Raw genomic sequence first — 23228 nt, 5'->3', positions numbered from 1 at the left:
GATAGATTTATGGATTCTAAAAAAATAACCTTAAGCAACGGTTCTCCCTATTTTGAACATCAGGATTCGCAAACGGTAGGACCGAGAGGACCTGTATTACTGCAGGATTTTATTCTTCAGGAAAACCTTGCTCACTTTGTAAGAGAGAGAATTCCCGAAAGAATCGTTCATGCCAAAGGAAGTGGTGCTTATGGTAAATTTACCGTAACTCACGATATTAGTAAATATACCAAAGCAAAATTATTTTCTACCGTTGGAAATTCGTGCAAAATGTTTGCTAGATTTTCTACAGTAGGAGGCGAAAAAGGCAGTGCGGATACCGCAAGAGACCCGAGAGGTTTTGCTTTAAAATTTTATACAGAAGATGGAAATTGGGATTTAGTAGGAAACAACACGCCTGTTTTCTTTATTAAAGATGCCAAGAAATTTCCTGATTTCATTCACACTCAGAAAAGAGTTCCCAAAACCAACTTAAAAAGTGCCACAATGATGTGGGATTTCTGGAGTTTAAATCCTGAATCTCTTCATCAGGTTCTTATTTTGATGTCTGACAGAGGAACACCTTACGGATACAGACATATGCATGGTTTTGGTTCTCATACTTTCTCCATGATCAATGATAAGAATGAAAGAGTTTGGGTAAAATTCCATTTAAAGACCAAACAGGGAATCAAAAATTTCTCAAATGATGATGCTGTAAACATGGCCGGTAAAAATCCTGACTTTGCTCAGGAAGATCTTTGCAATGCGATTGAAAATGGCGATTTCCCAAAATGGACGATGTACATACAGGTGATGACCGAAGAGCAGGCAAGAGATTTCAGATGGAATCCTTTTGATATCACCAAAGTATGGTTCCAAAAAGATTTCCCTTTAATTGAAGTAGGAGAAATGGAACTTAATGAAATTCCTGTCAATTACTTTGCCCATGTAGAGCAATCTACTTTTTCCCCAAGCAATTTAATCAACGGAATCAGTTTTTCTCCGGATAAAATGCTTCAGGGCAGACTTTTCTCTTACCCGGATGCGCATCGATACAGAGTTGGAGTAAATGCTCATCAACTGGAAGTAAACAGATGTCCTTTTGCCGTTAATAATTATCAACGAGACGGCTTTATGGCAGATTCTAGTCATTATCAGGACAAACCTAATTATTTCCCTAATAGTTTTGATGACATTAAACCAGATTCATCATATAAAAATTATGAATACGAACTGGATAGTGCTCACGTAGCAAGCTATAACAGAAATGAAAATGATGACGATCATTATACACAGCCTGGTTTATTATATTCAAAAGCGATGTCGGCAGAAGACAGAGAAAATCTTGTCAACAACATCGTTACCAGCATGAAAGAAATAAACGGACCTAAAAAAGATGAGATTATTAATCGACAATTGTGTCATTTTTTCAGAGCCAATATAGAACTAGGTATGAAAGTTGCATCTCAACTGAGTGTAAATATTGATGCAAACATGATGAATCATTCTAAATAAGTAGCAGATAAGTACTTTACATTAAAAATAAATCAATATAAAAGGAAAAAAGTGAATATTTTTTCATTTTATGTGCAAAAAAATTATAATTTGCGGAAGATAATATCATAAGGCTAAACAATGAACTACGAAAACATATTATTACAAACAGAAGAGAGAATATCAATCATCACTATAAACAGACCTGAAAGCTTAAATGCCCTAAATGCAAAGACGATCCAGGAGATCAGTACCGCTTTAGACCAATTAAATTCAGATTCATCTTGCAGAGCAATTGTTATTACAGGCAGTGGAGAAAAATCATTCGTAGCGGGTGCCGATATTAAAGAATTTAGTGATTTCGGACAAGAAAAAGCGGAAGAACTGGCAAGAAACGGGCAAAATTCTCTATTCAATAAGATTGAAACATTATCTAAGCCGGTAATTGCAGCAGTGAACGGATTTGCTTTAGGAGGAGGTCTAGAACTTGCAATAGCTTGCCATATCAGATACGCATCTGAAAATGCTAAATTAGGGCTTCCTGAAGTTACTCTGGGTTTAATTCCTGGATATGGAGGAACACAACGACTTCCTAAATTGGTTGGAAAAGGTTTGGCTAATGAAATTATTTTTTCGGCTAAAATGATTCCGGCACAAAGAGCTAAGGAAATAGGACTTGTAAACGATGTCTTCGCTATTGAAGAGCTATTGACAAAAACTAAAGAACTGGCAAAAATGATTGCTAACAATTCACCAATGGCGATCTCAAAAGCAATACAAGCGGTAAATTTATCTGACACTGATAAAGGCTTTGAAACTGAGATCAGATTCTTTGGAGAGCTTTTTGACATGGAGGACAAAAAAGAAGGAGTTTCTGCTTTTATTGAAAAAAGAAAACCGGCTTTTTAATATAATTTATAAAATATTTCGAAAATATAATGCTGCTGTATGAATAAGTTTGATAAAGCTTATCTAAAAATGGCTCAGGAATGGGCAAAGCTTTCCTACTGTAAGAGAAAACAGGTAGGAGCTCTTATCGTAAAAGACAGAATGATTATTTCGGATGGATACAATGGTACCCCTTCCGGATTTGAAAATTGCTGTGAAAATGAAGAGGGTAAAACACATTGGTACGTATTACATGCTGAAGCCAATGCCATATTAAAGCTTGCAGCCTCAACGCAATCAGCCAAAGGAGCAACATTATATTTAACCCTCTCACCATGCAAAGAGTGCAGTAAACTCATTTTGCAGGCAGGAATAACAAGATTAGTATATATAAATGAATATTCTGACGACGACGGAATATCATTTTTAAAAAACCATAATATTGAGACAGAGCAGATATCAGATGTTGAACTAAAAAAATAAAACACAAATGACTTGGCAGGAAAAAATTAAAGATTTTGAAATTTTTCTTCGGTTCGAAAGAAATTTTTCAGAAAATACCCTCGACGCCTATATACGGGATATAAAAAAATTAAAAGAACATAGCGAAGAAAATCTAGATAATATGGGGCCGGATGTCATAGGCTATGAAGACATTCAGCAATATATATTTATACTTTCAAAACAAAAATTCAGTGAAAGATCTCAAGCCAGATGGATTTCTTCTATAAAGGCTTTTTTCAAATATTTAGTGGAGGATGAAATCAGAGAAGACAATCCGGCAACATTGCTCGAAGGTCCCAAACTGGGATTATATCTTCCCGACACATTAAGTCTTCCTGATATTAACAAAATCATTAATGCCATAGAAATCTCTACAGATCTGGGCAAAAGAAATCAATGTATCATTGAGGTTCTGTATGGTTGCGGACTCCGTGTTTCTGAACTTATTGAATTAAAAATCTCCAACATTAATTTTAATGAAAGGTTCATTAAAGTAACAGGAAAAGGTGATAAAACCAGACTTGTTCCTTTGGCAGACTATACTTCAGAATTATTGAAAAATTATATTCAGGATGTACGTACCAAAAACAAGATCAATAAAAAACATGAAGACTGCCTTTTCTTAAACAGCAGAGGGACTTCTATGTCTAGAGTAATTGTATTTCTTATTATAAAAGAACTAACGGATAAAGCTGGAGTTAACAAAAAAATCTCTCCTCACACTTTCCGCCATTCTTTCGCAACACACCTTTTGCAAAACGGGGCTGATTTACGTTATATACAGGAAATGCTTGGTCATTCAAGCATTACAACTACAGAGATCTACACCCATTTAAAAACTGAGGAACTTAGGGATGTTATATTAAATTTTCATCCAAGAAATATCAACATTACGCAATGAAACTATTGAAATACTGCCCTAGCTGCGGCAAAGAGTCTTTACAATGGGACAATGAAAAAAAATGGAGTTGCCCTGAATGTGGCTTTATATTATACAATAATGTAGCTGGAGCAGTAGCTGTCGTTATCAGATGCGGTGATGAAATCTATCTTACGAGACGAAACAGAGACCCTAAAAAAGGAAAACTGGATCTGGCAGGAGGATTTGTTGACCCAAAAGAAAGCGCGGAAGAAACATGCAAAAGAGAACTTTTTGAAGAGCTGCAGTTAAATATTGATCTTTCAAATTTAAAATATCTTACAAGTCTTCCTAATGTGTACCAGTACAAAGAGATTGATTATAATACTATCGATCTTTTTTACGAATATCGTGTTACCGAAAAGTTTGAAGTGAATCTCGAACTTTCTGAAATTTCAGAAGCCGTTTGGATTCCCTTGAAAGATCTTAATCTTGAAGATATTGCTTTTGATTCTCAGAAGATATTCTTTGAAAAATATTTACAATCCGTTTAAAAAAATAAAAATCGCAGAATAATCTGCGATTTTTATTTTTTTAATAGGAATTGCTTTTAATAATTTCTTCAAAATATTTGACCAATAAAGCTCTTTCTGCATCCGATAAATTGGCTCCTTTATGATACACTATATATCCCGGTAAAGGCATTGCTTTACTTTGAATGGTTTGTATTGATTGATCAAGCATGCTTTTTTTCAGATCCTTATTATAGGTTCCCCAAACAGAAAAATTAAGATGCTCTCTACCTTCATTCACGTGGCTTTTAACTGACCATGAAATAGGTGCAAAATAAGCATATTTAGGATAAACCGTTTCATTGGAATGACAATCATAACAAGCCGACTTGATAAGTCCCGCAATTTTAGGAGGCGCTTTTTTCACATCCACAAAATTCACTGAGCTTTTAACAGCAACATTGGTTTTATCAACAGGAATAAACTGAATGAGAACCAAGCCAACAAGCACCCAAAATAATATTTTCTTTACAGTTGCCATACTCCTTATTTTAGTGGTGTTAAAATCTTTTTGCTTGATTTTATAACATTATTAGAATTAGTTGATGTACTAGGGGTTATTGTACTATTAGTTCTATTTGAGTCAGAAGTTTTTCCTTCCATTGATTTAGCAGTTTTTTTAGGGCTATCCAATGTTCTCGTATCTTTTAGATCCCATTCTTCATTAGTATCCCACAATGGCCTCACTACGGCTTGAGCATAATATACATAAGAATCTTCAGCAAAAATATCTTTTTCAAGGTCTGCTTCATCCCAAAACTTATTTCCGTTATTATCTACAAGAATCCTTACAATATATTCTCCCGGTTTCAATATATCAAACTTCACATAATCTCCTTTTGTATATTTCTGATACAAAATTTTATCAGAAGAATCCAGCAATTGAATCCAATAATCAGCTGTCGGAGCATTCGTAAGTTTGAATGCTAAACTTCCGTAATCTTCAACCTTATCCGCTTCAAAATCGAGACGATAAGGATCACCTATTTTGTCGTAGAATGAAGAAATCGTCTTACTTGGAATCGTAAGCTGATATTTTTTTCCGGGCTCAAAGTTAGATTTCACCAAGATCTGATAAGGATTGGTCTCAGAGATTCTGGCCGTAAATTCCTTGGTGATTGTACTATCTTGTTTCAAAACCCATTTCTCAGGCTCCATCGAATTGATCATATAATTTGAAACAATGGTAAGATCAGATTTAGGAGGCAAAAGAGCATTTCCGTTAGAAATGGTCATTTTGTTCTTTGGATTATATTTATAAAACAAAGATGTTGTTAGAGCACTATCTTTTATTTTAGCATCATAGCTGAATTTCAGATTTTCAGTAGCATTCTGCCCTACCTCGCTTTTTACTGCATCAAACCAAATTTTCACCGAATCTGACTTGGGAGTATGAGTAACTTTAAAATCCTTAAGCTTCTCATTCAACGGAATCACCTTCACATCATCAGGATGTCCTTCGAAAGCCATGGTAACTCCACCTGGCATTTCTTTCGTTTCGATATACTTCAATGGTTTCTTAGACGGATAGATTTTCAGATTCAACCCGGAGATTGATTTTGAAACTTCTAAAGCTTCTTTTTGAAAACCCACCTTTTCTTTACCTGGATCATATACTGAATTTCCGTTTTCATCCTCAAAAGCTACAATTCTATATTTCCCGGGTGATAAATAATTAAGTTCATAATACCCGTCATCATCCACTTTCGTAATATAATAAGGCTTTTGTCTGTAGTTCATGGTATCTTTTACCTGAAAAAGACCAACCACCATTTTATTTTCACCCGTGCTTTTTTTTGTGGCAAGAGCATCTTTTATTTCTCCACTAATGTATAAATCGTCAATCTTGTCTCCGGTAGAAAAAGCAAAATTGAAATATTTCAGAATATTCCCTTCATTATTATCTGCTATAGAATTTCCAAAATTGAAATTATACGTAGTATTTGCCTGTAAAGTATCTGTCCACTGAATCAAAAGAAATTTATTCGCAATCGTAGAAGGAATAATTTTCTTAATATGTTTGATCGGAGGAGAAATAATCAGATTTTTATTGATATCCTTTAAGGTAATATATTCATCAAAATCCAGTCTGAGCTCCTTGATGTCTCTGGAAACATTTATTCTTGTGGTGTCAATATTTGAACTTAAAAATTTCGGTGCCAAAGAATCTTTTGGTCCGCCCACAGGAGAACCCAATCTTGCACATGAATGCAAAAGAAAAGCAGCAACGAATAATAAAAAAAATCTTTTCATGAATACGTTTGAACAAAAGTAAACATTATTCTCCAAAAACTTCATTTCCTCCGTTCAAAGAATCTTTATTATCGTTCATTACCGTATGTAGTTTTGCTTTTTGTGGCGGAAAATCTTCAAATAATCCGGACAAAGCCAATGCCGTGTACACTCTTCCTGAATATTTATTCCCAATAGCAACAATCGTCACTTTAGATTTCAATAAATGCGCAAAAACAGAATTGGTTCCATGCCACCATCCGTTGTGATACGTCAGCTTTTCTCCGTTATCAAAAATCTTCATTCTAAATCCTAAACCATAGTTGTTCATTCCGAATTTTTCATTACTGTACGGCTCGAAAACCATCTTCATCAATTCAGGCTTTAAGAAATCTTTAGAAAACATTGCTTTTGAGAAATTGAAAAGATCTCTTGGTGTAGTATATACATTTTTGTCTCCATAGATAAGATCCAGCCGATCTAAAGGATACAATTTATTTCCTCCGTAATAAAATGACTGAGACGCCGTAGGAATATCTTTTTCCTGAAAGATATAAGTGTGATCCATTTTAAGCGGAGCAAAAACCATTTCTTTCATCGCTTGAGGAAAAGGCGTTTTCGTCACTTTTTCAATCACTAAAGCCAATAAAGCAAAATTGGTATTGCAATACATAAATCCTGTATCTGTCTCTCTGGCCAAATCAGGTTTGTATTTAATAATCATATTCAATACATCCTGATTCGTAATAAATGACTTGGATAATTCTTCCGGTGCTGGTTTTATTTTCGTGATAAAATATTCATATTTCGGAAGACCGCTCCTTTGATCTAATAACGTCTGAACAGTAACATTCGGATATGGAAATCCCGGAAAAAGATCAATTAAATGATCCGATAATTTGACTTTTCCGGCTTCTATCAATTTCATCATTGCCATGGCCGTCATGGTCTTTGAAACCGAAGCGACATGCAAAGGCGTATTTTTGTCAATTGGCATCTGGTTTCCCTCCCTTCCGAATCCTCTATAGTTTTCGTAAAGGATATCATCTCCTTTTGCCACTAAAATCCCTCCGCTCAGATTTCCCTTTTCCCAAACTTTCTGATAGTACTGATCTATGTATTGAGTAATCGTATTTTTATCTGAAAGCATTCTGTCTTCATCTGTAAAAACAGTATTTAGATCTACCTTTCCATAATTAGGCAGGTTGGAAGTATAAACAGGTTCAGATTGTTTTTCTTCTTTCTTTTTACAGGATGTAACACAAAAAAATAGGGCGGAAATAAGTACAAAACTAAGCTTCTTCATGAATTTCTAAAATGAATGGCAATTTAATAAAACCCTAAGAAAATATTAAATATGAGTGATATATTAAGACTTATTTAACATAATTGGAAGTAGGCTATAAAAACGAAGCAACAATTTTATCTACGATTACCTGTGCCAGTTTTTCTTTACTTTGATGCGTCCATCCCGCAATATGTGGAGTCACAATTGCTTTTTCTGAATTTAAAAGATATTGTAATGTTTCAGTTTCAGCTTCTATATTCTCGAAAGAAGATTTTTCGTACTCCAATACATCGAGACAGGCCCCTTTTACTTTTCCGGATTCTATCGCATCAACTAAACTTTCAGTTTCTACATTTTTTCCTCTTGCCGTATTCACAAAATAAAACTCATTTTTCATTTCAGCGATGAATGCTGAATCGATCAGATAATGCGTTTCTTCAGTCAATGGAATATGCAAACTTAAAACCTCAGCTTTTTCTTTTAATTCTTCTAAAGAAACCTGCTTCGCATATTCATCCGAAAGATCAGGAAGAATATCATGGAAGATCACTTTACAGCCAAAACCTGAAAGTCTTTTTGCCGTTGCCTTTCCCATATTTCCATAACCGATTAAACCTACCGTTTTCCCAAGAAGTTCATCTCCCCTGTTTTCTTCACGAAGCCAGATTCCGTTTTTGACTTCCTGAGAAGCAATAAAAAGACGGTTCATTAAAATCAGTAACATTCCTACCACATGTTCTGCCACAGAATCTCTGTTACCTTCAGGAGAATTAATCAGCTGTATTCCTAATTTTTCAGCGACAGGAATATCAATATTTTCCATTCCCGCTCCTACTCTTGCAATGAATCTCAGGTTTTTTGCCTTTTCCAAAAAGTTCTTATCCAAAGGAATTCTGCTTCTGATAATCACCCCATCATAGTTTTCAATTTTACTGCAAACCTCATCATAAGAAGACGAAAAATCTTCTTCCAGGATACAATCTTTAGCCAAAAGCTGTTCTGTAATAAGCGGATGATTTTTATCGAGGAGTAAAATTCTCATAGAAGACATAATTCTTTATATTTGTTGATGCAAAGGTAAGTTTCAGAGATTTAGAAATATCTTTTGCAAGATAGAATTTTTCAATTTTTTCATCTTATGAATTTGCATAAGTTTATTTTCGGGCTTTCTGTATTGTTATTATTAGCTTATAGTCTTTTTTTAGGAATTAAATTTTCTTCTGTTCAGGAAATTATTCCCATTCATTATTCCGGAGAAGGTCCGGATGGTTTTGGAAGTAAACTATTTTTGTGGCTACAGGTTGGTCTCAATTCGATTTTACTCTTATTGATAGGATTGATTATCTGGTATCCTCAAAAAGCATTTGGAGAAAAAAATGATTATCTCGAAGCTTCCCGAGAGAATGCAATAAAAAACCGACAAATATTTTTGTCGGTGATATCTTTAGTTGTTACACTTATTTTAATTGGGCTGAGTTTGAAAGAAATTATTTAAGCTTCCTGAAAAAGTTTCTTTAATTCTACAGATTCTGAAGGTTTCATTCTTCCGGAAAGAATTAATGAAAGTTCTTTTCTTCTTAGAGCTGCTGCAAAACGATCTTTTTCAAGCTCAGTTTCCGGTTCCATTGCAGGAATTGGAATGGGTCTGTTAAATTCGTCTACCGCAACAAAGGTATAAATCCCTGAATTGGTATGAATCTTTTTCTGATTGATCGGATCATCCAACCAGACATCTACATAAATCTCCATTGAAGTAGAGAACGCTCTTGAAACTTTAGACTCCATTACCACAATTCCTCCTTCCGGAATAGGATGATCGAAAGAGACGTGATTTACAGATGCCGTTACCACTCTTCTTTCACAATGTCTTGTTGCAGAGATTGATGCACATCTGTCCATTCTAGCCAACAATTCTCCGCCAAAAAGATTTCTCAGCTGATTGGTATCATTGGGAAGTACAATATTAGTCATCACCGTCAGAGACTCTGATGCTTTTTTTATTTTTGCCATTTCGATTTAGGTTTTGAAGTTGCTGTCGTGTTTGTTTTCATAACAGCCGGTTTTATGATAGAATCTTTTCTTAAAGAGTCTTTTTTCAAGGTATCTGAAACTTTCAATGTTGCAGAATCTTTTTTTACAGGAACTACATTTTCTATTCTCTTAGTTTTAGTCTGCACAGAAACACTGTCAAAAGACTTTTTCCCAAAAATCAATTCCTGCTGAGAATATCCTAAATAAGCAATTCCCAATACAGGAACCACAAAAAGGAACGTCCAAAGAATAGATTTATTGAATTTATAATTTTTTTCAGGTTCTGCCGGTTTTTCTTTCTTTTCAGAGTTTTTGATATCTGAAATTCTGATTTCTTCCAATCCGTAAAAATCAGGACGATCATTTTCAAGACGTTTACCGCTAAAAGTAATCTGATCATCATGCAGGGAAAGCTTCCCCAAATTCTGGATTTCCAATACCTGATCTGCCTGAAGCTTTTTCTTCCAAAAATCGGTCTGAATCTTCAGATCACTTTTCGAAGCGCCCAACGACATTTGTTTTTGGGCTGCAATAAATGCCGCTAATTCCTCGGACTGAATTTCATAATCCGCAGTAAAAGCAATCTGACTTGCCGGAGGAAGAATACTTCCGTTATCAGAATTGATAATTGCTTTCGAATTTTCTAAAGAAAACACACCAAAGCCAGGAACCACAACGCTCCCGAACTGTTTCAAATATTCTAAAATGTATGCTGAAATATTCATTTGGTGGCAAATTTATAACTTTTCCCTGACTTCTTGAAGCATTTTTCATTATAAAAAAAGATTCTCAAAAAGCTTATTTTTCTGAATTTATTAATCAATTCTTATCATTATATAGATTATACATAGATTTTAGTTGAAAAATAGCACTTTGCCTCTATTAAAAACAGAATCCTTTTGAATTTTCAATTTTATATTTTTCACAATTTTTAAGCAGAATATTGATTAAAATAAAAAAGACTGCCGAAGCAGTCTTCAAAATCTAACTTTTACTTTTTACTATATAATTATTTTAAATATAGCCGATTGATTAGTGAATTTTCCAGCTTATCCCAAACATAAAATTGGTTCCCGCCTGTGAAAAATAATAAGGACTTCCATCCCAAACCGCTCCATTATTTACATATTTCTTATTAAAGATATTGTTCACCAACAGTTTTAATGCAACTTCATTATGAGCAATGGTAAATTGATACTGAGCATTAAAATCCGTTAAGAAATAATCTTTCAACTGCAGATTCTTATCTTCAGAATTATCAAGATATTGCTTTCCTACGTATTGATTCATCAAAGCAAACTGAAAGCTTTTGGTAGGATTAAACTTCAATCCTAAGTTGGCAATAACATCCGGAGAAAAAGAAATCTGGGTATTTCCAAGATTTTTCACTTCTGTTTCATTTTCAGTCCTGAAATCTAAATTTCTGTTGTTGCTGAAACTTACGTTTCCTGTCAGCTCCCACTTTTTCGAAAGTTTTGCCAGTGCACCGAGTTCAATTCCGCTTCTGTAACTTTTCCCCGAATTCGTTCTGATGAAAGCTCCTACATTATTTAATTCACCATTCAATACTAATTGATTGACATAATACATATAATACAGGTTGGCTGTAAATGACACAGGTCCGAATTGTCTTTCAAAACCGGCTTCAAAATCATGAAGTTTTTCCGCTTTCACATCATTGTTCGCCAATAAATCATCTCTATTGGGTTCACGATGCGCATGTGCATAGGAAACAAATATTTTTCCGTTTTCGATTTTATAGTTGGCTCCAATTTTAGGATTGAAGAACAGCCAGTTTTTATCAAGATTCGCTCCCTCATCATCTCCTGCTGTGATTATTTTTGTATCATAATCCACATTTCTAAGCTGTAAATCTCCGAAGAACTCAAAGTCATGAACTCTTACCAAAGCTTTTGCAAAACCTGAAACTTCGTTTTTCACAGAACGGCCTCTGTAATATTCATGTTCATCAATTTCAGGAAGAAAAACTCCAGTCACATTTCCGTAATGTCTTCCATAATACTGATTTGCTACGGCTCCAAAGTTTACATCAACAATTCCCAGTTTCCCATATAGTGTGGAAACCATTCCGTAAAAATCGTTATTCAGCCATTTTTTTCTGATGAAATCCGAGTATTGTTCTCCTCCAAAATCAGGTAAGTTATATCTTGCAAAAGGATCGCCTTGTTTATAGTTTTCGTAATATCCTTTTCCTTTTGTATAGTGTAAAGTTGTTTCTAAATTCCATTTCTCATTGAACTTCTGTTCCCAAAGCAACTGATAATGGTTTTGTCTGTAATTATCAGTTTCATTGCCATAAAATCCAACAATATTTTCCCAGTTTGCATCGTAAATAGCTCCAGACGGATTAAATTTAGGATTAGTTTCCCAGGTCTCTCTGTCGATCCCATTCCAGGCTTGGTATGTTTTTTCTTTTCCACCGAAAGCCATTAAACGGATTCTTGTTTTCCCTTCTTCATACAAAGCTGTAAAATTGTAAGAATCCAGCTTTGAAAACGCTCTGTCAATATAGCCATCGGAATTGATATGGGTATAACGCCCCATCAAAGAAAGACGGTTTCCCCAGAATTTCCCGGAACCGATCTCCGCAGAATATTTGTAGGTATTAAATGAACCGTAACTGTCATCCGTTTTAAAGTAAAACTTCTCTTCAGGATCTCTGGAAATCACATTAATACTTGCTCCAAACGCCGCAGAGCCATTATTAGAAGTTCCTACTCCTCTTTGAATTAAAATCTGGGATGCAGAACTTGTAAGATCCGGAACATTCACGAAAAAAGTACCCTGACTTTCAGAATCGTTGTATGGAACTCCATTCATCATAACATTGATGGCACTTCCCGAAACTCCACGAATTCTAAAACCTGTGTAACCTACTCCATTTCCTGCATCTGAAGTAGAGATAATAGACGTCTGGTTTTTAAGCAGAATAGGAAGATCCTGCCCTAGATTTTTGCTGTCCAGATCTTTCTGAACATTAATAATTTCCTTGGCAACAGGAAGTCTTTTGGTAAAATTAACAGCTTCAATTTCCTTTATTTTCAAGGAATCGGAATTTTGTGCCTGCAAAAAGGCGAAAGAGCCAACAGTAAGCCCTAAAAAAAATAATCCTTTCATTCTATAAATTTTTAAAATTTAATGAATAAAAGGGGATTGATAAGATATTATACAGTTTCAGCTCTGAAGCCGAATTCCCTAAACAGCATTACCCGTTCTAGGTTCGTTGGGTATAATCTCAGCCTGTTACAGCACCCCTTTATTTCGACTGCAAAAGTATGGTTTTTTCTGTTTATGAAATGCTTATTTCAATATTTTTTGTTTCTGATGTCTACATAGTAATAGTTGCTACCGTCTTTTGAAACCTCAAACATCCCTCCCAGTTTCCAGCTGTAATTCAGTTTAATATCTTCATATTCAAAAGGAATAATGATCTTATTGTCTTTATTGATCACTCCGAATTTATTGTTGGCAACAGCTACCATCATAGGATTTTCCAGATCATTTCCTTCCAGCACATACAACATTTCATATTGCGGAACAATCTGAAACTTAAAGGTTACTTTTGAATTTTTATAAAGGTTATTATCTCCTAATCCGAAAAGGTATTTGTCTTTATAGGCTCCATATTTTTGTTTTACGTAGGTATTTTTACATTTTCCTAAATCGGAATCTTTATATTGATATACTTTTTTCCCAAAAGCATCTATTCTATAGGCAATCTGTGCCTTTTCCACCGTTGCATAGTCCTTTGTTCCATATTTTCTTACTTTTTCATTGGTAGAATTAAGGAGGTTACAGTCTTCAGCGAAGAACATACCGATATAAAATTCTGCAGGAATGATAAACTGTCCTTTTTGATTGACATAGCCTACTTTACCATTTTGTTTTTTAGGAATAAGCAACGGAATATCTCCATATAACGAGATGAGATCGGGACGACTAGAACTCATCTGGGTAAACTGTGTGGTACCGGGAAATTGCTTTTCAGGGGCTGAAACAACACGATTAGACTGGGGAAAAGCAGCACTAAACAGTAGCACCGCCAAGAATTGATAAATATTTTTCATAATATGTTTTGTCATACTAAAATACATATATTTTTTTAATATACTGAAAAGGGGTAAAAATCATCAAAACCCTATGAAACTCAAAACATAATAGATTATTTAAAAAACATATTTATAAAGAATCTAAATAAATTAATTCTAATAAAATATTAAAAATTCGTAATTTTGGGAACGTTTTTAGGTTTGATATTACAAAAGCATCATAAAGAAATGATTTTTGGCAAAAAATGTCATAAAAATCATATTCTTTAGCTGGTTTTGATTTCATATCAATACTCCTTTTAAAAGAAATTTAGGTTATAACTTATATTATAATCTATTTATAAAGATTGAAAAGACTTCTATTATTATGAATATGTATCAGGATTACATCCAAGAAATTGCAGAAAGAAAAAACCAAGGGCTACATCCAAAGCCGATTGACAGTGCAGAATTATTAAGCGAGATCATCGCACAAATTAAAGATACAGCTAACGAATATAGGGCTGATTCTCTTAATTTTTTCATTTATAACACCCTACCAGGAACAACAAGTGCTGCAGGTGTAAAAGCTCAGTTTTTAAAAGAAATCATTCTTGGTGAATCTGTAGTAGAAGAAATCACTCCTACTTTCGCTTTCGAATTGCTATCTCATATGAAAGGAGGTAAATCTATCGAAGTATTGTTGGATTTAGCTTTAGGGAATGATGCAGCAATCGCTCACGAAGCGGCAAAAGTTCTTAAAACTCAGGTTTTCCTTTATGATGCGGATACGCAACGTTTAAAGGACGCTTACAATAGCGGTAACGAAATCGCAAAAGAAATTCTTGAAAGCTATGCAAAAGCTGAATTCTTCACAAAACTTCCGGAAGTTGCTGAAGAAATCAAAGTCGTAACTTTCATCGCTGGTGAAGGAGATATTTCTACAGATTTACTTTCTCCGGGTAACCAAGCACACTCAAGATCTGACCGTGAATTACACGGTAAATGTATGATTACTCCTCAAGCTCAGGAAGAAATCAAGGCTCTACAAGCGCAACATCCGGATGCAAGTGTAATGCTAATCGCAGAAAAAGGAACAATGGGTGTTGGTTCTTCTCGTATGTCGGGAGTAAACAACGTAGCTCTTTGGACAGGTAAACAAGCAAGTCCTTATGTACCTTTCGTAAACATCGCTCCAATCGTAGCCGGAACAAATGGTATTTCTCCAATTTTCTTAACTACAGTTGACGTAACTGGAGGTATCGGAATCGACCTTCAAAACTGGGTTAAAAAAGTTGACGAAAACGGAGCTCCTGTTCGTAATGAAAACGGTGACATTGTTTTAGAAGAAAAATATTCTATCGCTACAGGAACTGTTTTAACAATCAATACGAAAGAAAAGAAATTATATAATGGAGATAAAGAATTGAAAGACATTTCAAAATCATTTACTCCTCAAAAATTAGAATTTATCAAAGCAGGTGGTTCTTATGCTATCGTATTTGGTAAAAAAATCCAAACTTTTGCTGCTAAAACGTTAGGAATCAATGCTCCTTTAGTTTTTGCCCCTTCAAAAGAAATTTCTATAGAAGGACAGGGATTGACTGCTGTTGAAAAAATCTTCAACAGAAATGCAGTAGGTGTTACTGAAGGTAAATTATTGCACGCAGGTTCAGACGTTCGTGTAGAAGTAAACATTGTCGGATCTCAGGATACAACAGGTTTAATGACTGCTCAGGAATTAGAATCTATGGCTGCAACGGTAATTTCTCCAATTGTAGACGGAGCTTATCAGTCAGGTTGTCATACTGCTTCTGTTTGGGATAAAAAAGCTCAGGCTAACATCCCTAAATTAATGAAATTCATGAACGATTTCGGAGTAATCACAGCTCGTGACCCGAAAGGTGAATACCACGCAATGACAGACGTTATTCACAAAGTTCTTAATGATATTACGGTTGACGAATGGGCAATCATCATCGGAGGTGACTCTCACACAAGAATGTCAAAAGGAGTTGCTTTCGGAGCTGACTCAGGAACGGTAGCTTTAGCTTTGGCAACAGGTGAAGCTTCAATGCCAATTCCGGAATCTGTAAAAGTTACTTTCAAAGGAGATATGAAAGAGCATATGGATTTCCGTGATGTAGTGCACGCAACTCAGGCTCAGATGCTGAAGCAATTTGACGGTGAAAACGTATTCCAGGGAAGAATTATCGAGGTTCACATCGGAACACTTCCTGCTGACCAGGCATTTACATTCACAGACTGGACTGCAGAGATGAAAGCAAAAGCTTCTATCTGTATTTCTGAAGATGATACTTTGATTGAATCATTGGAAATTGCAAAAAGCAGAATCCAGATTATGATTGATAAAGGTATGGATAATCACAATCAGGTTCTTCAAGGCCTAATTAATAAAGCAAACAAGAGAATCGAGGAAATCAAGTGTGGTGACAAACCAGCTTTAACTCCTGATGCAAATGCTAAATATTATGCAGAAGTAGTTGTTGATCTTGATGTAATCGTTGAACCTATGATTGCTGACCCGGATGTAAACAATGATGACGTTTCTAAAAGATATACTCACGATACCATCAGAGATCTTACTTACTACGGAGGTGAGAAAAAAGTTGATCTTGGTTTCGTAGGTTCTTGTATGGTTCACAAAGGCGATTTAAAAATCGTTTCTCAGATGTTGAGAAATCTTGAAAAACAAAATGGTAAAGTAGAATTTAACGCACCATTGGTGGTGGCTGCTCCTACTTATAACATCATCGACGAATTAAAGGCTGAAGGTGACTGGGAATTATTAGAGAAATATTCAGGTTTTGAATTTAACGATAACGCTCCAAAAGGCGAAGCTCGTACTCAGTATGAAAATATGATGTATCTTGAGCGTCCTGGATGTAACCTTTGTATGGGTAATCAGGAAAAAGCTGAAAAAGGAGATACTGTTTTAGCAACCTCTACTCGTCTATTCCAGGGAAGAGTGGTAGAAGATTCTGAACGTAAAAAAGGAGAATCTCTATTGGCTTCTACTCCGGTTGTTGTTTTATCTGCAATCATTGGAAGAATTCCTAATATTGATGAATACAAAGCTGCCGTAGAAGGTATTGATTTAACTACTTTCGTTCCTCCTATCAAAGAATTGGTGGCAGTTGGTCATTAATAAATTAAAATATAGTCGAAAGGCTATTTTAAAATAAGTAAATGGAAGATTTCTTTTTTGAAGTCTTCCATTTTTTTGTTTAGAACTGTTCTATTTAAGACCAATAAGAATTATTTTACCCTATATCAACGTCAAAAAAATCATTTTTTCCTTAACTTCATAGTCATAAAATATTTTAATCATTTATCATATTTATCCATTATACCAACCGTAGGAATAGATTTTGATGGATTGTATGAGATGAAATTTTCCGTCTAAAATCGCGGAAAAACCTATTAAAAAAGAACAAAAACTAAATTAGATATGACTTTTGATATTGATATGATCAAAAAAGTGTACGAACGTTATCCAGAAAGAATTGCTGCGGCAAGACAAATCGTGGGAAAACCTCTTACCCTTTCAGAAAAAATTCTTTACACCCACCTTTGGGAAGGAAATGCTACACAAGCCCATGAAAGAGGAAACTCTTATGTGGATTTTGCACCAGACAGAGTAGCTATGCAGGATGCCACCGCACAAATGGCACTTTTACAGTTTATGCAGGCCGGAAAAACTAAGGTTGCTGTTCCTTCAACAGCTCACGCCGATCACCTGATTCAGGCAAGAGTGGGTGCACAGGCAGATTTACAGGAAGGTCTTAATAAAAACTCAGAAGTTTTCAACTTCTTGGGTTCAGTTTGTGATAAATATGGTATTGGTTTCTGGAAACCGGGAGCTGGGATTATTCACCAGGTTGTATTAGAGAATTATGCTTTCCCTGGAGGGATGATGATCGGTACAGACTCTCACACGGTAAATGCAGGAGGATTAGGAATGGTAGCAATTGGTGTAGGTGGAGCTGATGCAGTGGATGTTATGGCAGGAATGGCTTGGGAGCTTAAAATGCCAAAATTGATCGGTGTAAAATTAACCGGTAAAATGAACGGATGGACTTCTGCAAAAGACGTTATCTTAAAAGTAGCAGGAATCCTTACTGTAAAAGGAGGAACAGGATGCATCGTAGAATACTTCGGAGAGGGAGCACAATCTCTTTCAGCAACCGGTAAAGGGACTATCTGTAACATGGGTGCTGAAATTGGAGCGACAACTTCCACTTTCGGATATGATGATTCTATGAGAAGATATTTAGCCGCAACTGGAAGACAGGATATCGTAGATGCTGCTGATACAATTGCGGAACACTTAACAGGAGATGCTGAAGTATATGCAAACCCTGAACAATATTTTGATCAATTAATTGAAATAAACCTATCTGAACTAGCTCCTCACCTTAACGGACCTTTCACTCCGGATTTGGCAACTCCTGTTTCTGAATTCAGAGCTAAATCAGAAGCCAACGGATGGCCTTTGGAAGTAGAATGGGCATTGATTGGTTCTTGTACCAACTCTTCTTATGAAGATTTATCAAGAGCAGCTTCTATCGTTGAAGATGCCGTGGCAAAAGGCGTAAAACCAAAAGCGATCTTAGGAATCAATCCAGGTTCTGAGCAGGTGAAATTCACAGCAGAAAGAGACGGATTCCTGAATTCTTTCAGAAAATTTGAAAATGCAAGAATCTTTACCAATGCTTGCGGGCCTTGTATCGGACAATGGGACAGAGAAGGTGCTGAAAAAGGAGAGAAAAACTCAATTATTCATTCTTTCAACAGAAACTTCGCGAAAAGAGCAGATGGTAACCCCAATACACACGCTTTCGTAGCTTCACCGGAAATGGTAGCGGCAATCGCTATTTCAGGAAGATTAGATTTCAACCCTATCACAGATACACTAACCAATGAATCTGGGGAACAAATAAAATTAAACGAGCCAAAAGGTTTCGAATTACCGGAAAAAGGATTCGCAGTAGATGACAACGGATATCAGGCTCCATCTGAAGACGGTTCTAGTGTTGTGGTAAATGTAAGTCCAACTTCAGACAGACTTCAACTGTTGGAAGAATTCCCTGCTTGGGATGGTAAAAATATTACCGGAGCTAAAGTTTTAATTAAAGCTTTCGGAAAATGTACAACCGACCACATTTCTATGGCAGGACCTTGGTTGAAATACAGAGGTCACCTTGATAATATTTCAAACAATATGTTGATTGGAGCTGTAAATGCTTACAACATGGAAACCAATAACGTTAAAAATGAATTAACGGGAGAATACGGAGAAGTTCCTGCTGTACAGAGAGCTTACAAGGCTGCCGGCGTTCCTACGATCGTTGTTGGAGACCAAAACTATGGGGAAGGCTCTTCAAGGGAACACGCTGCAATGGAACCAAGACACCTTGGTGTAAAAGCAGTACTGGTAAAATCATTTGCGAGAATTCACGAAACGAACCTTAAAAAACAAGGGATGTTAGGAATTACATTCGCAAACGAGGCTGATTATGATAAAATCTTAGAAGATGACACGGTAAACTTCTTAGATCTTGATCAGTTTGCTCCAGGAAAGCAATTAACTTTAGAATTCGTTCATAAAGACGGATCAAAAGACATTATCCTGGCAAACCATACCTATAATGATCAGCAGATTGAGTGGTTTAAAGCAGGTTCTGCTTTGAATCTGATCAAACAACAAGAGAAAAATTAATTGTTAGATTGAATTAATCATAGAAAAAAGCAACTTCAAATTGAAGTTGCTTTTTCATTTTATTCTGGTCAGAAGATTCATTCTGAAACTCTCTCCTATCGGAATTTCATGCTCAGAAATCAGAGTTACTTTTTTGCTTCCTAAGTTTTTAATCTGATTTAAATTAATAATAAATGACTTATGTATTCTCACAAAAGAATGATCAGGAAGTTGCTGTTCCATCGATTTCAAAGTATCCAAAACAATATATTCCTGCTCCGAAGTGCGGATATTTACATAATCTTTGATGCTTTCCACATACAGAATACTTTCAAAATTGATTCTGTGCTGCTGTCCTGAAGACTTTACAAAGAAATGAGCATCTTCCTTATTTTCATTGAAAACAAAACGTTCCTGAGCTTTTAAAGCACTTTTATAAAAACGCTCAAAGGAAATCGGTTTTAAAAGATAATCGACGATATTATGTTCATACCCTTCCAAAGCATATTCGGAGTAAGCCGTTGTCAAAACATATTTCAGTTTGTCACCTAAAATTTTCATGAAATTGATTCCTGTCAGTTCAGGCATCTGAATATCAAGAAAAACAAGATCAGCTTCGTGATTCTGAATAAATTCTAAGGCTTCGATCGGGTTTTCGGCAGAGAAAACCAGTTCAAGAAAAGGAACTTTCCGGATATAACTTTCCAAAAGCGAAATTGCCAACGGTTCGTCATCTACCACAATACATTTAATTTTATTCATTTCGTAAATCAATCTTTAAATCTACGACAAATTCCGTTTCTGAATCTTTTATGTTCAGCTCATACTTTTTGGGATAAAGAATTTCCAGCCTCTTTTTTACATTTTCAATTCCAATTCCTGAAACCGAATCTTTCATTCTTTCTTTTTTATAATTTAAAAGATAAAAATGAAGGATCTGCTGCTCATCCGAAACTTTCATTTGAAAACCTTTATCACGGAAATCTCCATGTTTAAAAGCATTCTCCACAAAAGGAACTAAAATCATCGGTGAAATATTCAACTTGGGATGATTGATATTTTTTTCAAATACTAATAATTCAGGATTTTTGATTCTTAATTTTTCAAGAGCAGTCAAGCTATCAATATATCCGATTTCTTTGTCTAAACTGATGAAATCTTTTTCCAGATCTTTGGTACTGTATCTCAATAACTGGCTCAATTCTTCAAGCGCAGGCAATGCCTTATCCGATTTTTGATAGACTAAAGAATAGATATTATTTAAAGAATTAAAAATAAAATGCGGATTAATTTGAGTTTTTAAAGCCTGTAATTCTGCATTTTTCTTTGCTTCCATCAAAGCTGTTTTTTCCTGTTCGCTATTAATCGAGTATTTTAGAAACCAAAAGGTTGTACTGATAAAAATAGTAGTACTGCTGTAAAAAATATTATCAAAGAAATAAAACATAAACGGCGTTTCCTCCGAATAATTCCTGATTCCGAAAAAAAGTGGCAAAAACCATTCTTCTACCCCATAACGCACCCCGACAAAACAACATGCACTGAGAAAGAAAACAATGACAGATTTATAAATTTTACTTCCTTCAAAAAATCTGGGAACAACTATAAAGTAATTGACATAAAAGCAGATAATACTCGTGAAAAAGAATGTAACATTAAAGATATTATTTTTACTGTCGAAAGCTAAATACGGAAGAACAACCGATCCGGTAAGATAGATCGTCCAAAAGAAAAGGTGGAGATAAAAAAGCTTGTTTATTTTCATACAACAAAAATATATTTTCTTACAAATTCAATTCTTATTTTTCGACAAACGATTCTTTTTATCCGATGAAAATTGTTTCATCCTAATTCATTCTGTATTGATCGAAACAATATTTTATCTCATTCTCCGAGCCTATAAATTTGTCAAAAAAATTACTCCATGAAAACATTATTATATACCGTTCTAATTTGTTTATCCGCATTAGTTTCGGCTCAGAAAAAACCATCAGAATATTTTCCGGATCCCAAAACGAAAGTTCTTGTTGTAGGTTCTTTTCATTTTGATTATCCAAATCTTGATGCGCACAAAACAGAGAAAGGTGATCAAATCGATGTTCTGTCACCCAAAACTTCAAAAGAAGTAACGGAACTTATTAATTATATCAAAAAATTCAACCCTACGAAAATCGCCATTGAAGCATGGCCAAACTGGAATGCCAACCAAAAATTAAAAGAGTACAAAGAAGGTAAACACACAAAACAAAGAGATGAAAGGTATCAGATTGCCATGCGTACGGCGAAGGAATTGAATCTAAATGAATTATACAGTATTGATGCCAATTCTATTCTGGATGATCTGCGTGAAAAATTCGGAAAGAAAGACTCCTTGTATTTTCAGAATATAAGTGCAGATTATGATTTTTTAAGTGATGATACGATTTCAAAGCAATACAATGCTTTTTTTAAAAGTTCTGAACCTAAAAACTTCAAATCATTGCTTGATCTTTTCAAATTTATGAACAGTAAAGAATACCACCAATACGAATATGGTGCTTATCTGACCGGAGATTTTAAACTGAGAGAGCACGACGGAGCTGATATGCTGGCTTTATACTGGTACAATAGAAATCTTAGAATGTTCAGAAATATTCAGAATATTCCTCATAATTCCGAAGACCGCATCCTGGTGATAGTTGGAAATGGCCATGCTTCTGTTTTAAGACAGCTCTTTACCTCATCACCGGAATTTGATTATATAGAATTTGATTCATTAAAGTAACTAAAACAATCATGAAAATACTTACCTCAATTATTATCCTGTCCTTTTTTTCACTTTCACTGACAGCACAAAAGTTTGAATTTAAAGATAAGTTTGATAATGCTGTTCCCGTGTTGAATGTGGCCACTTTTCATATGGGAGAAACCTCAGATGCAACGAGTACTGAATTTGATGAGCATAATCTCAACAATCAGAATGAAGTAAAAAAACTGGCCAAAATGCTGGCAAAATTCAAGCCTACTATTATCATTATTGAAGATCTTCCGAAGAACGACAGTGTACGCAACATCGATTATCTTAATTATGTAAAAAATCCGGATACAAAGTTTAAGAATCCTGATGAAAGGGAACTTCTCGCCTATGAAGTAGGAAGATTAAGCGGAACAAAAAAAATTTACGGAATAGATTATAAAGAAAGCTACAATTATAGAGTTGAAAGGCTTGTTCCCCAAAAAGTAGACAAAAAAACGACTGGAGATTATTGGAATCTGATCGAAGAAAATGAGAAAATAAATCCGGAAACGGGAATTCCGTTTCAGCAATTATTTAAACTTAATAATCAGCCAAAGTATCTGGAAAGTTTAATCAACATCAATGCAGATATTCTTACGTATGTTTCATCAAAAGGAAAATCTGAAGGAGCAGATGAAGCCGCGAAATTTTATCATCGAAATCTGGTTATGTTTTCTAATTTAAATCAAATTCAGGTTGATAAAAACGACAGAATATTTATTCTTATGGGAGGAACCCACACCGCATTCTTCATGGATTTTTTAAGAAGAAGCCCTAAATATTTATTGGAAAACACTCTTAATTATTTAAAATAATTTCTTTAATCGAAAT

20 protein-coding genes are annotated in these 23228 nt (G+C 35.0%); 10 read left to right on the top strand and 10 right to left on the bottom strand.

Going from position 1 to position 23228, the window contains the following annotated elements; translation table 11 throughout:
* Positions 1 to 9: 9 nt before the first annotated feature.
* The 5 genes from JI747_RS09595 (at position 10) to JI747_RS09575 (ending at position 4281) form a co-directional block, all read left to right on the top strand.
* A complete protein-coding gene (locus JI747_RS09595; RefSeq protein WP_225688077.1) occupies positions 10 to 1497 on the top strand; it encodes a catalase in 1488 nt (495 codons plus the stop codon).
* 120 nt (positions 1498 to 1617) lie between these two features.
* A complete protein-coding gene (locus JI747_RS09590) occupies positions 1618 to 2385 on the top strand; it encodes an enoyl-CoA hydratase/isomerase family protein (protein WP_225688075.1) in 768 nt (255 codons plus the stop codon).
* 39 nt (positions 2386 to 2424) lie between these two features.
* A complete protein-coding gene (locus JI747_RS09585) occupies positions 2425 to 2847 on the top strand; it encodes a deoxycytidylate deaminase (RefSeq protein WP_225688073.1) in 423 nt (140 codons plus the stop codon).
* 7 nt (positions 2848 to 2854) lie between these two features.
* Entirely contained in the window at positions 2855 to 3769 is a 915-nt protein-coding gene (gene xerD / locus JI747_RS09580; RefSeq protein WP_225688071.1) for a site-specific tyrosine recombinase XerD, read from the top strand.
* On the top strand, positions 3766 to 4281 hold the full coding sequence (locus tag JI747_RS09575) for an NUDIX hydrolase (RefSeq protein ID WP_225688069.1): 516 nt from the start codon (positions 3766 to 3768) through the stop codon (positions 4279 to 4281). The genes xerD and JI747_RS09575 overlap by 4 nt, the downstream gene beginning before the upstream one ends.
* 40 nt (positions 4282 to 4321) lie before the next feature.
* On the opposite strand, the gene JI747_RS09570 is transcribed toward JI747_RS09575, so the two are convergent.
* The 4 genes from JI747_RS09570 to JI747_RS09555 form a co-directional block, all read right to left on the bottom strand.
* Positions 4322 to 4780, bottom strand: coding sequence for a heme-binding domain-containing protein (locus JI747_RS09570; protein WP_225688067.1), 459 nt, complete (start codon positions 4778 to 4780; stop codon positions 4322 to 4324).
* A 5-nt stretch (positions 4781 to 4785) separates the two neighbouring features.
* Positions 4786 to 6552 carry an Ig-like domain-containing domain gene (locus tag JI747_RS09565; RefSeq protein WP_225688065.1) on the bottom strand — a complete coding sequence of 589 codons (1767 nt, stop codon included), beginning with the start codon at positions 6550 to 6552 and terminating at the stop codon, positions 4786 to 4788.
* A 25-nt stretch (positions 6553 to 6577) separates the two neighbouring features.
* Positions 6578 to 7837: a serine hydrolase domain-containing protein gene (locus JI747_RS09560; RefSeq protein WP_225688063.1), complete on the bottom strand. Its 1260-nt coding sequence runs from the start codon at positions 7835 to 7837 to the stop codon at positions 6578 to 6580.
* A gap of 94 nt (positions 7838 to 7931) precedes the next feature.
* The gene (locus tag JI747_RS09555) at positions 7932 to 8861 is read right to left on the bottom strand and encodes a 2-hydroxyacid dehydrogenase (protein WP_225688061.1); all 930 of its coding nucleotides are present in this window, start codon (positions 8859 to 8861) and stop codon (positions 7932 to 7934) included.
* Between the two features lie 96 nt (positions 8862 to 8957).
* Between JI747_RS09555 and JI747_RS09550 the strand changes: the two genes are divergently transcribed.
* A complete protein-coding gene (locus JI747_RS09550; protein ID WP_225688059.1) occupies positions 8958 to 9314 on the top strand; it encodes a hypothetical protein in 357 nt (118 codons plus the stop codon).
* Here JI747_RS09550 and JI747_RS09545 read toward each other — a convergent pair.
* The 4 genes from JI747_RS09545 to JI747_RS09530 form a co-directional block, all read right to left on the bottom strand.
* Positions 9311 to 9829: an acyl-CoA thioesterase gene (locus JI747_RS09545; RefSeq protein ID WP_225688056.1), complete on the bottom strand. Its 519-nt coding sequence runs from the start codon at positions 9827 to 9829 to the stop codon at positions 9311 to 9313. The two genes, JI747_RS09550 and JI747_RS09545, sit on opposite strands and share 4 nt — an antisense overlap.
* Positions 9817 to 10575, bottom strand: a complete 759-nt coding sequence (locus JI747_RS09540) for an HU domain-containing protein (RefSeq protein WP_225688054.1) — start codon at positions 10573 to 10575, stop codon at positions 9817 to 9819. Before JI747_RS09540 ends, JI747_RS09545 begins: the two co-directional genes overlap by 13 nt.
* Before the next feature lie 307 nt (positions 10576 to 10882).
* Positions 10883 to 12988, bottom strand: coding sequence for a TonB-dependent receptor (locus tag JI747_RS09535; RefSeq protein ID WP_225688052.1), 2106 nt, complete (start codon positions 12986 to 12988; stop codon positions 10883 to 10885).
* Between the two features lie 188 nt (positions 12989 to 13176).
* Positions 13177 to 13938 carry a WG repeat-containing protein gene (locus JI747_RS09530; protein WP_225688050.1) on the bottom strand — a complete coding sequence of 254 codons (762 nt, stop codon included), beginning with the start codon at positions 13936 to 13938 and terminating at the stop codon, positions 13177 to 13179.
* Between the two features lie 349 nt (positions 13939 to 14287).
* Between JI747_RS09530 and JI747_RS09525 the strand changes: the two genes are divergently transcribed.
* Positions 14288 to 17068 carry a bifunctional aconitate hydratase 2/2-methylisocitrate dehydratase gene (locus JI747_RS09525; protein ID WP_225688049.1) on the top strand — a complete coding sequence of 927 codons (2781 nt, stop codon included), beginning with the start codon at positions 14288 to 14290 and terminating at the stop codon, positions 17066 to 17068.
* A 303-nt stretch (positions 17069 to 17371) separates the two neighbouring features.
* Complete coding sequence (locus JI747_RS09520) at positions 17372 to 19642, top strand: aconitate hydratase (protein WP_225688047.1); 2271 nt, start codon at positions 17372 to 17374, stop codon at positions 19640 to 19642.
* Between the two features lie 54 nt (positions 19643 to 19696).
* On the opposite strand, the gene JI747_RS09515 is transcribed toward JI747_RS09520, so the two are convergent.
* Both JI747_RS09515 and JI747_RS09510 read right to left on the bottom strand, forming a co-directional pair.
* Positions 19697 to 20383, bottom strand: coding sequence for a LytR/AlgR family response regulator transcription factor (locus tag JI747_RS09515; RefSeq protein ID WP_225688045.1), 687 nt, complete (start codon positions 20381 to 20383; stop codon positions 19697 to 19699).
* Complete coding sequence (locus tag JI747_RS09510) at positions 20376 to 21386, bottom strand: sensor histidine kinase (protein ID WP_225688043.1); 1011 nt, start codon at positions 21384 to 21386, stop codon at positions 20376 to 20378. The genes JI747_RS09515 and JI747_RS09510 overlap by 8 nt, the downstream gene beginning before the upstream one ends.
* A 159-nt stretch (positions 21387 to 21545) precedes the next feature.
* Here JI747_RS09510 and JI747_RS09505 point away from each other — a divergent pair, with 159 nt between their 5' ends.
* Together JI747_RS09505 and JI747_RS09500 are read left to right on the top strand one after the other, a co-directional pair.
* On the top strand, positions 21546 to 22385 hold the full coding sequence (locus tag JI747_RS09505) for a DUF5694 domain-containing protein (RefSeq protein WP_225688042.1): 840 nt from the start codon (positions 21546 to 21548) through the stop codon (positions 22383 to 22385).
* Positions 22386 to 22396: 11 nt separating this feature from the next.
* The gene (locus JI747_RS09500) at positions 22397 to 23212 is read left to right on the top strand and encodes a DUF5694 domain-containing protein (protein ID WP_225688041.1); all 816 of its coding nucleotides are present in this window, start codon (positions 22397 to 22399) and stop codon (positions 23210 to 23212) included.
* Positions 23213 to 23228 lie beyond the last annotated feature (16 nt).

This window comes from Chryseobacterium tagetis, assembly GCF_016735585.2.
Lineage (GTDB): Bacteria > Bacteroidota > Bacteroidia > Flavobacteriales > Weeksellaceae > Chryseobacterium > Chryseobacterium tagetis.
The sequence above is the reverse complement of the archived record's forward strand: the minus strand, read 5'-3'. Positions and strand labels throughout refer to the sequence as shown.

Excerpts from the sequence above, each read along its gene's own strand:
- JI747_RS09515 (WP_225688045.1), bottom strand. The coding sequence starts at position 20,383 with ATGAATAAAATTAAATGTATTGTGGTAGATGACGAACCGTTGGCAATT.
- JI747_RS09590 (WP_225688075.1), top strand. The coding sequence starts at position 1,618 with ATGAACTACGAAAACATATTATTACAAACAGAAGAGAGAATATCAATC.
- JI747_RS09510 (WP_225688043.1), bottom strand. The coding sequence starts at position 21,386 with ATGAAAATAAACAAGCTTTTTTATCTCCACCTTTTCTTTTGGACGATC.
- xerD (WP_225688071.1), top strand. The coding sequence starts at position 2,855 with ATGACTTGGCAGGAAAAAATTAAAGATTTTGAAATTTTTCTTCGGTTC.
- JI747_RS09540 (WP_225688054.1), bottom strand. The coding sequence starts at position 10,575 with ATGAATATTTCAGCATACATTTTAGAATATTTGAAACAGTTCGGGAGC.
- JI747_RS09585 (WP_225688073.1), top strand. The coding sequence starts at position 2,425 with ATGAATAAGTTTGATAAAGCTTATCTAAAAATGGCTCAGGAATGGGCA.
- JI747_RS09570 (WP_225688067.1), bottom strand. The coding sequence starts at position 4,780 with ATGGCAACTGTAAAGAAAATATTATTTTGGGTGCTTGTTGGCTTGGTT.
- JI747_RS09545 (WP_225688056.1), bottom strand. The coding sequence starts at position 9,829 with ATGGCAAAAATAAAAAAAGCATCAGAGTCTCTGACGGTGATGACTAAT.
- JI747_RS09575 (WP_225688069.1), top strand. The coding sequence starts at position 3,766 with ATGAAACTATTGAAATACTGCCCTAGCTGCGGCAAAGAGTCTTTACAA.
- JI747_RS09535 (WP_225688052.1), bottom strand. The coding sequence starts at position 12,988 with ATGAAAGGATTATTTTTTTTAGGGCTTACTGTTGGCTCTTTCGCCTTT.
- JI747_RS09550 (WP_225688059.1), top strand. The coding sequence starts at position 8,958 with ATGAATTTGCATAAGTTTATTTTCGGGCTTTCTGTATTGTTATTATTA.
- JI747_RS09520 (WP_225688047.1), top strand. The coding sequence starts at position 17,372 with ATGACTTTTGATATTGATATGATCAAAAAAGTGTACGAACGTTATCCA.
- JI747_RS09500 (WP_225688041.1), top strand. The coding sequence starts at position 22,397 with ATGAAAATACTTACCTCAATTATTATCCTGTCCTTTTTTTCACTTTCA.
- JI747_RS09505 (WP_225688042.1), top strand. The coding sequence starts at position 21,546 with ATGAAAACATTATTATATACCGTTCTAATTTGTTTATCCGCATTAGTT.
- JI747_RS09530 (WP_225688050.1), bottom strand. The coding sequence starts at position 13,938 with ATGAAAAATATTTATCAATTCTTGGCGGTGCTACTGTTTAGTGCTGCT.
- JI747_RS09525 (WP_225688049.1), top strand. The coding sequence starts at position 14,288 with ATGAATATGTATCAGGATTACATCCAAGAAATTGCAGAAAGAAAAAAC.
- JI747_RS09595 (WP_225688077.1), top strand. The coding sequence starts at position 10 with ATGGATTCTAAAAAAATAACCTTAAGCAACGGTTCTCCCTATTTTGAA.
- JI747_RS09555 (WP_225688061.1), bottom strand. The coding sequence starts at position 8,861 with ATGAGAATTTTACTCCTCGATAAAAATCATCCGCTTATTACAGAACAG.
- JI747_RS09565 (WP_225688065.1), bottom strand. The coding sequence starts at position 6,552 with ATGAAAAGATTTTTTTTATTATTCGTTGCTGCTTTTCTTTTGCATTCA.
- JI747_RS09560 (WP_225688063.1), bottom strand. The coding sequence starts at position 7,837 with ATGAAGAAGCTTAGTTTTGTACTTATTTCCGCCCTATTTTTTTGTGTT.